Below are 12,257 nucleotides of genomic sequence, written 5' to 3'. Positions count from 1 at the left end.
TGAAAATCGGATTTATCATCTGATGTTTATCAAACAATCTACCAATTAAGCTTCTTCGTCTTCTTTACGACGACGGCCTGCAAGACCAAGACCAAGTAATGCACTTGCGGCAGCTGCTACCATAGCTACAGTAGAATCTGCTGTACCTGTATTTGGCAATTCTTTAGCTGCTTTACGCGCGTTTGTTGTTGCTTCTTGGCTAGCATTAGCTGCTGCTTGAGCAGTAGCTGGGGCTACAGCTGGTTTTTGAGCAGCTTGGTCGTTAGCTGGAGTTGCATGATCAGTTGATGAAGCAACTTTCGCCATGAAGTCTTCGATACGTTTAACCATTGCATCCACTTCTGCTTGACTTGCGTCTGCATTAGCAAATACTTTCTTAGCATCTGCTGATAATGCATTCGCTTCTTTTGCAGTTTCTGCATCAAGCTTAGCTGATTCTTTAATGATCAATTCATCTAATTGATGGATAGCACCTTCTAACTTAGCTTTATTCACTTTTGCATCAGTGTTAGTAGCTGCGTTATTGCCAGAAGTTCCATTACCGTTACCACTGTTATTGCCTCCACCATTTGATGGTACATATGGACGTTGTTTGAATGCGTCATCTCTTGGAATTGCTAAGACTTGGCCTTCTTTTGTAACGATTGTTACATTTCCAGCTTTATCAATGTTAATAGCTAATTCTTTCTTACCATCTTTTTCAACTGTTGCATTACCATCTTTGTCGATTGTAATTTTCACTTTAGAATCTTTAGATGTGTAAACTGTGTTTCCATCTTTATCTGTTGATTTAATGTAAGCATCAAGATCGAATTCTTCTACATTTGTGATAGCACCTAGAACCTTGAATTGGAATTTCGCTTTTTCTTCTGGAGTAATATTTTCAAGGTCTTTTACCTCTACTTTACTCAAGTCGATATCAAGATTATCTCCACCGTGTTTAGATTTAGAAACAGCTTCTTTATCTTTCACTAATTGTTCTTTAGAAATTGTTGCTGTAGAACCGTCTGGCATTGTTACTGTTGCGTTTCCTTTATCGTCTACTACTACAGTTGCACCTGGGTTGACTGCTTCAATTGATTTCTTAACAGCGTCTTTTTCGTCTTTTGTTAAGTTTTCTTTATCTCCAACTAATGTACGGACAGCTGGTGTTTTCACTTTAGCAGTCTTAGCTTCGTCAGCAAATTTTTCTGCTGGGATGACTAAGTCTGAAGCTGGGATGTTAAGAACTGTTCCGTCAGCTTTCGTTACTGTTGCATTTCCTTTATCGTCTACTACTACAGTTGAACCTGAGTTGACTGCTTCAACAGCTTTCTTAACTGCTGCTTTCTCTTTTGAATCTAGAGAATCTGGATTTTCCACTACAGTCTTAGCTGCTGGTGTGTTTGCATCGTTACCACCATTTGGTTTCGTAGCATCATCTTCAACTTTAACTAAGTCTGTTGATGGGATAACTGAAACATTACCATCTTTGACTACTGTTGCATTTCCTTTGTCATCTACTACAACTTCAGCACCTGGATTTGCTGCTTTAACTTTGTCTGCGATTGCTTTCTTCTCAGCGTCAGTTAATTTCTCAGGGTTCGCTACTTTTGTCTTAGAAGCTGGTGTAACTGCGTTGTCTTTAGCTTTTCCATCATTCACATCTTTTTCAGATTTTGTTAAATCTGATGCTGGAATGACTGCTGTCTTACCATTTTCTAATGTTACTGTTGCGTTGCCTTTGTCGTCTACTACTACAGTTGAACCTGGGTTTACTGCTGACACTTTATCCGCAATTGCTTTCTTCTCTTCTGGAGTTAGAGCATCTGGATTTGCTACTTTTGTCTTAGAAGCTGGTTTAACAATGTCATTTCCTGCTTTTGGTGCTTTTTCTGCATCTGATGTCTTAGTTAAGTCTGATGCTGGGATTACAACTGGTTTACCGTCTTTAGGTGTTACTGTTGCGTTGCCTTTGTCGTCTACTACTACAGTTGCATCTGGATTTAAGGCTGTAAGCTTATCTGTGATTGCTTGTTTTTCTTCATCAGTTAATGAAGTTGGATCTTTCACTACAGTCTTATCTGCTGGTTTAACTACGTCGTTTCCTGCTTTTGGCTTAGCCGCATCTTCTTTTGATTTCGTTAAGTCTGCTGCTGGAATTACCGCTGTCTTACCTTCTGGTGTTGTTACTGTTGCGTTTCCTTTGTCGTCAACCGCTACAGTTGCACCTGGATTTACTGCTTTAACTTTAGCTACGATTGCATCTTTCTCATCTTGTGTTAATGAGTCTGGATTTGCTACTGCAGTCTTGTCAGCTGGTGTGTTCACATTGTTTCCTGCTTCTGGTTCAGCCGCTTCTGCTTCTGTTTTCACTAAATCAGCTGCTGGAATTGTTGCAGTAGTTCCATCAGTTAGAGTTACTGTTGCATTTCCATTTTTGTCGAATACAACTTTTTCAGCATTTGGATTTACCGCTTTGATTGCTTCTGTAACCTTAGCTTTATCCGCATCTGTTAAAGCATCTGGATCTTTCACAACTACTTTGTCAGCTGGTGTATTCACTTTATTTCCTGCATTTGGTTTAGCTGCGTCTGCTTCTGTTTTCACTAAATCAGTTGCTGGAATTGTTGCTGATTTACCATCTTTCAATGTAACTGTTGCATTTCCTTTGTCATCTACAAATACTGCTTTAGCATCTGGATTTACTGCTTTAACTTTAGCTTCGATTGCTTTCTTCTCTTCTGGAGATAGAGATTCTGGATTTGCTACTACAGTCTTATCTGCTGGTTTGTTAATGTTGTTTCCAGCTTTTTCATTGGCAGCTTCTGCTTCAGTTTTCACTAAATCATCTTTCGGAATGACTACAGTCTTACCGTCTTTAGTTGTTACTGTTGCATTTCCTTTGTCATCTACGAATACAGTTGTTCCATCTGCTGGTGGGTTAACTTCTTTAACTTTAGCTGTGATTGCATCTTTCTCATCTTGTGTTAATGAGTCTGGATTTTTCACTAAAGTTTTATCCGCTGGTTTCTTAACTGCATCTTGCTTAGCTGGATCTTGTAAATCTGCTTTTGGTTTAACTAAATCTGCTGCTGGAATTGTTGCAATGTTACCTTCTTTAGTCTTAACTGTAGCATTTCCTTTATCGTCAAATACTACTTCAGCACCTGGATTTACTTCTTTGATTTTCTTCTCAACTTCTTCAAGCTCTTTTGCAGTTAATTTAGCTGGGTCTTTCACTAATACTTTATCTGCTGGAGTGTTTACTTTGTTACCAGCATTTGCTGTATTCTTATCAGCTTCTGTCTTCACTAAATCATCTACTGGAATTGTAGCTGTTTGTCCGTCTGGAGTTGTTACTGTTGCGTTTCCTTTTTCGTCCACGTATACAGATGCTCCTGGGTTAACTTCTGCAACTCTGTCTTTGATAGCTTGGATATCGTCAGAAGTTAAGTGATCTTTATCTGCCACTAATTCTCTATCAGCTGGTTTGTTGATGACGTTACCTGCTTTTGGATCAGTTAACACTTCATCTGCAGTTTTCACTAAATCATCCGCTGGAATTACCGCTGTTTTTCCTTCTGGAGTTGTTACAGTTGCGTTTCCTTTGTCATCTACTACTACTGTTGCTCCTGGGTTAACTTCTTGAACCTTAGCTTTAATTGCTTCTTTTTCTGGCTCTGTTAAAGCATCTTTATCTGCAACTACTGTTTGATCGATCGGTTTCTTAATTGCATCTTGTTTAGCTGCATTTTCCAAGTCGTCTTTAGCATTTGATTTCACTAAATCTGAAGCTGGAATTGTTGCTGTCTTACCGTCTGGTGTTGTTACTGTTGCATTTCCTTTGTCGTCTACTACTACTTTTGCTCCTGGATTTACTGATTCTACAGCTTTTTGAATAGCATCTTTAACATCTTTTGGTAATGTTGCATTTGGATCATTCAATACTGCTGGATCTACAAGTGCTTTTTCAGCTGGAGTGTTTACTTTGTTTCCTGCTGATGGAGTTGTTTTAGCTGCTGGATCTTTCAGTAAGTCTTCAACTGGGATTGTTGCTGTCTTACCGTCTGGTGTTGTTACTGTTGCGTTTCCTTTATCGTCTACGAATACAGTTGAACCTGGGTTAACTGCTTCAACCGCTGCTTTAATTTTAGCTTTAACTTCGTCTTTCTTATCTCCAGTTAAGTCTGCTGGTGTTGCTGAAACTTTATCTGCTGGTTTGTTGATATTGTTTCCTGCGTTTGCACCTTCAGCGTCTTTTGCAGTTTTCACTAAGTCTGATGCTGGGATTACTTCAGTTTTACCGTCTGGTGTTGTGACTGTTGCGTTTCCTTTTTCATCTACAACTACTGTTGTATTTTCTGGATTTACTTTTGCTACAGCTGCTTTGATTGCATCTTTTTCAGCTGGAGTTAATTTAGCTGGGTTCTTAACAAGTGTTTTGTCTGCTGGTTTCTTAACTGCATCTTGTTTAGCAGGATCTGTTAAGTCAGCATTCGTTTTCGCTAAGTCTGATGCTGGGATTGTTGCTACAGCTCCGTCTTTCGTTGTTACTGTTGCATTTCCTTTGTCATCAAATGCTACTTTAGCATCTGGATTTACAGCTTTAATCTTATCTTCGATTGCTTTTTTCTCTTCTGGTGTTAAGTTAGCTGGATCTTTTACAACTACTTTATCTGCTGGAGTATTTACTTTGTTTCCTGCATTTGGAGTTTCTTTAGCTGCTGGATCTTTTACTAAGTCTTCAACTGGAATTGTCGCTGTTTTACCATCTGGAGTAGATACAGTTGCGTTTCCTTTGTCATCTACGAATACTTTAGCATCCGGGTTAACTGCTTCTACTTTAGCTTTGATTGCTTTGATGTCTTCAGGAGTTAACGCATCTTTGTTCGCAGATACTTTATCAGCTGGTTTGTTAACGTTGTTTCCTGCTTTTGCACCTTCAGCTTCTGTTGGAGATTTCACTAAGTCAGTTACTGGAATAGTTGCTGTTTGTCCGTCTGGTGTAACTACAGTTGCATTTCCTTTATCGTCTACTACTACTGTTGCACCTGGGTTTACTGCTGCTACTTTGGCTTTGATTGCTTCGATATTTTCAGGAGTTAATGCATCTTTATCAGCAACTACTTTGTCTGCTGGTTTGTTGATGTTGTTTCCTGCTTTAGCAGTTTCTTTGTCAGCTTCTGTTTTCACTAAGTCAGCTTTTGGAATTACTACAGTTTTACCACCTGGTGTTGTTACTGTTGCGTTTCCTTTGTCATCAACTACTACAGTTGAACCTGGATTTACTGCTTCTACAGCTGCCTTAATAGCATCTTTAGCTTCTTGTGGTAAATCTTGATCAGCTGCTACTTTTGCTGGGTCAACGACTACTTTGTCTGCTGGTTTGTTTACAGCATCTTGTTTCGCTGGGTCAGCTAAGTCAGCTTTAGGTTTTACTAAATCGCTTGCTGGAATTGTTGCTGTTTTGCCTTCTGGTGTTGTGACTGTTGCATTTCCTTTTTCGTCAAATACTACGTCAGCACCTGGGTTTACAGCTTTGATTTTAGCTTCGATTGCTTTTTTCTCATCTGGTGTTAATGCAGCTGGGTTTTCTACCACTACTCTATCCGCTGGAGTGTTTACTTGGTTTCCACCAGTTACATTATCTTTGTCAGTTGGAGCTTTTACTAATTCGCTTACTGGAATAGTTGCTGTTTTGCCTTCTGGTGTTGTTACAGTCGCGTTTCCTTTTTCATCAACAACTACTGTAGAATCAGGGTTTACTGCTTCAACTGCTGCTTTGATCTTAGCGATTTCTTCTGGTGTTAATTTAGCTTTATCTGCTACTTGTACTCTATCTGCTGGGTTGTTGATGTTGTTACCAGCTTTTGGATTAGTTTTTTCGTCAGCAGCTTTAACTAAATCATCAGCATCGATTACTGCTGTTTTGCCTTCTGGTGTTGTGACAGTAGCTTCACCTTTTTCGTTAACTGTAATTACTGAACCTTCTGGGTTAACCGCAGCGATTTTCGCTTTGATTGCTTCACGTTCTGGTTCTGTTAAAGCAGTTTTATTTGCTACAACAGTTTGTGAGTTTGGTTTGTTGATGTCATCTCCACCGTTTGCTTTCTCAGCATCTTCTGGTGTCTTGAATAAGTCACCTGCTGGAATTGTCGCAATTGTTCCGTCTGGGCGAATTACTGTTGCATTTCCTTCATCGTCATATTGAACTTTAGCATCAGGTCCATTTAATTTTTGAAGTTTTTCTGTTGCTTTTGCTTGATCAGTTGGGTTTGTTGCATCACCAACTACTTTATCTGCTGGTTTACGAATTCCAGTATTAGCTGAATCAGGTTTTGCTGCATCTGCTAATGTACGTACTAATTCTGATGCTGGGAATGCTGCTGTTTTTCCTTCTGGAGTTGAAACAGTTACTGTTCCTTTATCGTCCATAGTTACTACTGCGTTAGGGTTAACGTCACGAACAGCTTGTTTGATTTTTGCTTTTTCATCATCCGTTAATTTCGCAGGATCTTTAACGATAACTTTATCCACTGGACGTTTAATATCGTTACCACCATTTGGAGTATCTAAAGCATCTGCAGCTTTCGTTAAATCAGCTTGTTTTAATGGCTCTGTTTTACCATTTGGTAATGTTACACTTGCAGTTCCATCAGGATTTACTGTTACAGTTGCACCTGGGTTTACTGCTTCGATAGCTTTTTTAAGTTTAGCTTGTTCGTCAGCATCTAGATTTGTTGGGTCTTTAGCGATTAGTTTATTACCTGGTACACGTGCAGAGTTGATTGCTTTAATCGCTTGTTCACCTGCTTTTTTAGCTAGGTCAACGTCGGCATTTTTCTTAGCACCAGTGATTGCTGCATCTGTTGCTTCTTTAATGTCATCTACTTCTTTTTTAAGTTTTTCTTTAGCTGCATCAGATAATGTGTTGTCATTTTGAAGAGCTTGTTTTTTAGCTTCTGCTTCATCTGCTACTGCAGTTTTAGCTGTTGTTTTTTTGTTAGCTGGTGGATTTACAGCTGCTACTTCATCAACACCTGTTTTCTTAGCTGCATCTACTGCATCTTGAGCTGTTTTAGCATCTGCTGGTGTTGCTGCTTTATCAGGTTGAGCGGTAATCGCATCTGTTGCTTTTTTCGCTAATCCTTTAGCTTCTTCTTTAGCTGCATCTTTTTCTTCTTTTGTTAAATCTGTACGAGCGTCGATTTGTTTTTCTTTTTTAGCTAACTCGTCAGCTACTGCTTTTAGAGCATTTTCTTTAGCAATTGGGTTTACAGTCTTAACGTCTGCTACACCTTTATCTTTTGCTGCATCTACTGCTTTTTGCGCTTCTGCTGCTTCTGCTGCTGTTGGTTTATTATCAGGTTGATTAGCAACTTCAGCTAACTGTGCATCTGCTAATTTCTTAGCTTCTGCTTTAGCTGCTTTTTTCTCTGCATCTGATAAGTCTTTACGTGCATCTAATTCATTATTTTTAGCTTTTAACTCATCAGCAATTGCTTGTTTAGCAGCGTCTTTAGCTACTGGGTTAACTTTCGCTACAGCATCAGTACCTTCAGTTTTAGCTGTATTTACATCTGTTGCATTTGTAGCGTCATCAATTTTATCTAATGCCGCTTGTTTATCTTCATTAACTTTAGCTTTAGCTTTTTCTTTTTCAGCTGGTGACAAAGCAGGATTGTCAGTGATAGCTTTGATTTTATTATCAGCTTCAGTTGTTACTGCATCAATAGCTGGTTGCTTGTCTAATTTAGCAACTTTATCTACAGGAATAGTATCTTTAGAACCATCTTTATAAGTTACTACTAAGTTATCTCCGTCTTGTGTTACAGTATCTACTGCTTTCTTAACGTTGTCTGCAGAAACTGCTTCATCTTTATTGATGTTCTTATCTTTATTTTTCTTAGAGTATTCTAATTGAAGATTTTCTTTAATTTTGTCTAATTCAGCTTGTGGGATATTTTTCATATCTGATACTACTGGTTTCTCAGCATCAGTTAATTCTTTAACGTCATATTTAGCTGTTTGAGCTTTTAAAACAATTCTAAATCCACCCGGGTCTGTTGAGTATGATGAACCAGTCGCATTGTTGAAGATATTTCTTCCGTCTTTATCTGTTGCTGTTGCGTAACGAGTTACGATAGGATATTCACCATTCTCATCTGTTGGGAATTTCTTAGCATCTAATCCTGGTGTTGTCTTAGATAAGTTACCAGTGATGTGAATAGTTGCAGGGTTGTTTTCTGTTGCTTCCGTATCTTTAGAAATTTTTCCTACTGTCATATTATATTGATTATCTAAAACATTAGGATCATCTTGTCCAGTCTTCTGAGGTAGTTCTTTATTTCCACCCTGTCTAACAGACGCTTCCACTACCCTACCACTATCATCTGTATATTTAATAGGAATATCGAAATCTTCATTTGCATATACATATACATCTTTTTTACCATCTACAGAGTAAGGGATTTTCACTTCTGGAGCGTTGTTTGTACGAACTACATCTGAGATAGGTTTAGTATCTTTAGAACCATCTTTATAGGTTACTACAAGATTATCGCCATCTTTTTCTACTTTATCAACAACTTTTGAAGCATCTGCTACTTCTTCACCTTTTTTATCAGCTAAACGTGCATCATCATTTGTTTGAGCATATTCAACTTTAAGATTGTTTTTGATTTTTTCAAGATCTGCATCTGTTAAATCATTAGCATCGTTAACAGCAATTTTATTTTCTGCATCTAATGTTTTAATGTCATATTTAGTAGTTTGGTCTTTTTGGATGAAACGGATATATCCATTTACACTCTTATTATTATCAAATGAAGCAGAAGTATCTTTATCATCTGTATCTTTTGCATAAAGGATACGAGTCATTCCTGTATTAGAGTTTAATCCCCATGCTCCTTTTGGAATAGTACCTGTAAGTTTAATTTCATATGGTGAATCTTCACTTGCAGTTACTTCTGAAGTTGTCATACCTTCTTGTTTTAAGTACATTGCAGATTTATTTTTACCATCCATGTAAGACTCATTTTGTCCACCAGGGAATTTAAGAACTGCTTCTTTAACTTTTCCAGAATCATCTTTTACTTTTAGAGAAATATCACTTTCTTCTGTAGTATATAGATAGATTTGTTTATTTTCTTTATTAGAATATGGAATATCTAATGTTGGAGCTTCGTTTGTACGTGCGAAATCTGTTAATGGTTTAGTATCTTTAGAACCGTCTGCATATGTTACAACAACATTGTTTCCGTCTTTAGTTATTGATTGAATACGAGATGGTTGTTCTTTTTCATCAACTAATGTACCTTTTTTATCAGCTAAACGTTCATCTGGATTGTTTTGAGAATATTCAAGTTTAATTTTCTCTTTAATTTTGTCAAACTCAGCATCAGTAACGCTGTTAGCATCTGCTACGGCTACTTTATCTGCTTCAGCTGGAGTTTTAATGTCATATTTTAAAGTTTGTGGTTTAAGAATTACGTTAACTGCTGTTGGGTCAGTAGCATCACGACCATTCCCTCTTGCGTCGGCTCCGTCTTCATCCATAGCTTTTACAAAACGCCATCCTAATGGAGTTCCACCATTTTGAATTGCTTGATCAAATTTTTCTTTTGTAAATGCGCCTTCTGGTGCTGGAGTACCAGTATACGTAATAACAGCTGGATTTTCTGCTGTTGCTGTTGTTTCGGATGTGAATTTGTTTGCAGTAAATCCGTATTGAGTATCTTGTTTATTAGGTTCTCCTGCTACGTCTTTAAATTCTTGGTTACTTCCTCTTCTTAACTCAGCACTTGCAAGTTTACCACTATCATCTTTGATTTTAATATCAAATGTGTTAACTTCTGATGCATATACATATACTTCTTTTTTATCTGGTTTTGAATCTGAATATTGGATTTCTACTGTTGGTTTTTCGTTTGTACGTACAACACTTGATAATGCAGCCTCATCTGTTGAATCGTCAGTATATGTTACTACTACTTTTTTGTTTGCAGTATCAACATTAATATCTTTTACTACTGCAGTTTGATTTTTAAGTGCTTCACCTTTTTTAGATTCAAATCTAGCATCTTGGCTAGTTTTAGAATACTCGATTTTAATATTGTCTTTAATTTTCTTAACATCTGCTTCTGTTAAGTTGTCAATATCGTTAACACTAATTTTAGCTCCAGCATTTTCTGGTTGTTGAATGCTGTATTTGTATGTTTGAGATTTAAGGACAAAATACATATATCCTGGATCTGAAATAGTTCTAGTGTCTCCAGAATTTTTTAATCCTTGTTCATCCTGTACGTGTACAAAACGAGTACCAATATTTACAGTTTGATCTTCAGTTTTTGTATAAGATGCAGATTTTTTTAGTGCATCACTTGGCGTTCCTGAAATAATGATTTTTGCAGGATTAGCTTGAGTTGCATTAGTTAATTCTGCTGTTTCGCTTTCAGAACGATTGATTACTGTTGCAGTATATCCCCATTGAATATCTAGTTTATTTTCACCTTCTGATGAATTTCCGAAAGCTTGATTTGAACCTTGTTTTACAGTCGCAAAGCGAATTTTTCCACTCTCATCATATACAGGAATTTCAATACCTGCATCTTCTTCATTATAAACAAAGATTTTCTTTTCAGATGGAAGAGAATATGGAATTTCCGCTACAGGTTTTTGATTATCTGTTGCTTCTGTTCTAAACGCATTATCTTTATCTATCTCTTTATCGTTACGTGGGTCGTTAGAACCTGTGTTTTCGATTGAGTTAGATTTTGGTTCTGTGTTTTCTGCTTTTTTACCTAGAGTTGGTTGTCCGTTAGTAGTGTCTACTTTCGGACCTTCTTTTGGTTTGTTTTTTAACCCTGAACTAACAAACGTCACTAGTTTCTGATAAGCCTTTGTCAATTCATCTTGAGTAGTTGCAGAAGCGAGTGTAGACTCAGCAGAAGCCAATTTACTATTCAAAAGAGCAAGGCTTTCCTCTGTTTTATTAGCATACTTACCTGCAGAAAGTTTTGATTTAACTTCTGAAATGTAGTTTTCTAGTTTAGTTTTATCCAAAGCTGGAGTTGTTACTTCTGGTGCAGCTGGTTGTGTTGGCTCTTCTGCAATTGGTTGTGCTGCTGGTTTAGCAGTAGGTTCCGCTACAACTGTATTGTCTACTTGTTTTGTAGTATCTCCCTGAACCTTATCTAATCCAGTATTTTCATCATTTGGTTTAACTTTAAGCTCTGATTCGTCTTGCGGTTGAACAGCAGTCATATCAGCTGATACAGCACCATTTCCTAAGAACATGAAAAGAGCAGCAACAGCTACACTAGCCGCACCAAAGCTATACTTGCGGATTGAATAGCGTGTTACCTTTTCACGATGTAGACGCTCAACGCGACTCATTGATGATTTGTTGTCCATTAATTTAGGATCTCCTTTTTAAAATATATTTTGGATTTTCACGCGAAACTAGCCATTTCTTAAGCAACAGCTAATTATTATAGTTAGTGTGAATCCCTACATTGACTATTCTACTTTATTTTTGATATATATGCAACTAATTTAATTTAAAATTTTCGCCAAAAAAAAAAAGCGTTTTGGGAATGTAGGTAATTTTCAGAAAATTCCATTTCGCATTTTTTCACATTTTTATAAATAAAAAGTTCTAAGATTATTATATGTTAATGATTTGCGATTCGGAAAAACAACGCATACATTTGTCGAAAAAGGTAAAATATATCAGTTTGAAGTATGAAAGCATCTATTCTAACTTTTAAAAAAGAAATCACTCGCAAAAATAATATACTTCAGAAAATTAAAGATCAAACCAGAAAACTCCTCATGAACAGGGCACAATTGGCTAGATACAGCTAAGAGACGATGACATGGATTGGCGAGCCTCCTGGCGAACCTCCTAAAGAGTATAAACACAAAACAAAACATGCTATCTTATGCGATAACATGTCATTTTTACTATTTACAACAAGGCCTCAAGTTCAGCGACGGTCATGCCTAATTGCTGGCTTGCTATCTCGGAAGTCAGAAGACCTTGACGGACCATATCCAGAAAGGCAAAAAGTTTCCCTTCTTCCCTTCCTTCAACTTTACCACGCTCCAGCCCCTGTTCAATACCTTCTGCTCGACCACGCTCTAAGCCTTTTTCTTCAGCTTGTTCCAAGGCATAGTCATGCGCTAATAAGGCTTGTTCTTCTCGCATACGTAGTTGGCTAAACATCTTCCTGTCCTCCTCGGACCAGCTCTTGTAGTCCAGCAGTTGGTCT

The 12,257-nt window shown here is 37.5% G+C and carries 2 protein-coding genes; both read right to left on the bottom strand.

What is annotated here, in order from left to right; genetic code table 11:
- Positions 1–45: 45 nt before the first annotated feature.
- Complete coding sequence (locus ADI58_RS06375) at positions 46–11,397, bottom strand: MiiA motif-containing surface protein (RefSeq protein WP_049521906.1); 11,352 nt, start codon at positions 11,395–11,397, stop codon at positions 46–48.
- A gap of 556 nt (positions 11,398–11,953) precedes the next feature.
- A partial coding sequence (locus ADI58_RS06370) for a flagellar assembly protein H domain protein (protein WP_080982492.1) occupies positions 11,954–12,257 on the bottom strand: 304 nt, incomplete at its 5' end.

The organism is Streptococcus mitis (assembly GCF_001074635.1).
Lineage (GTDB): Bacteria > Bacillota > Bacilli > Lactobacillales > Streptococcaceae > Streptococcus > Streptococcus mitis_E.
The sequence above is the reverse complement of the archived record's forward strand: the minus strand, read 5'-3'. Positions and strand labels throughout refer to the sequence as shown.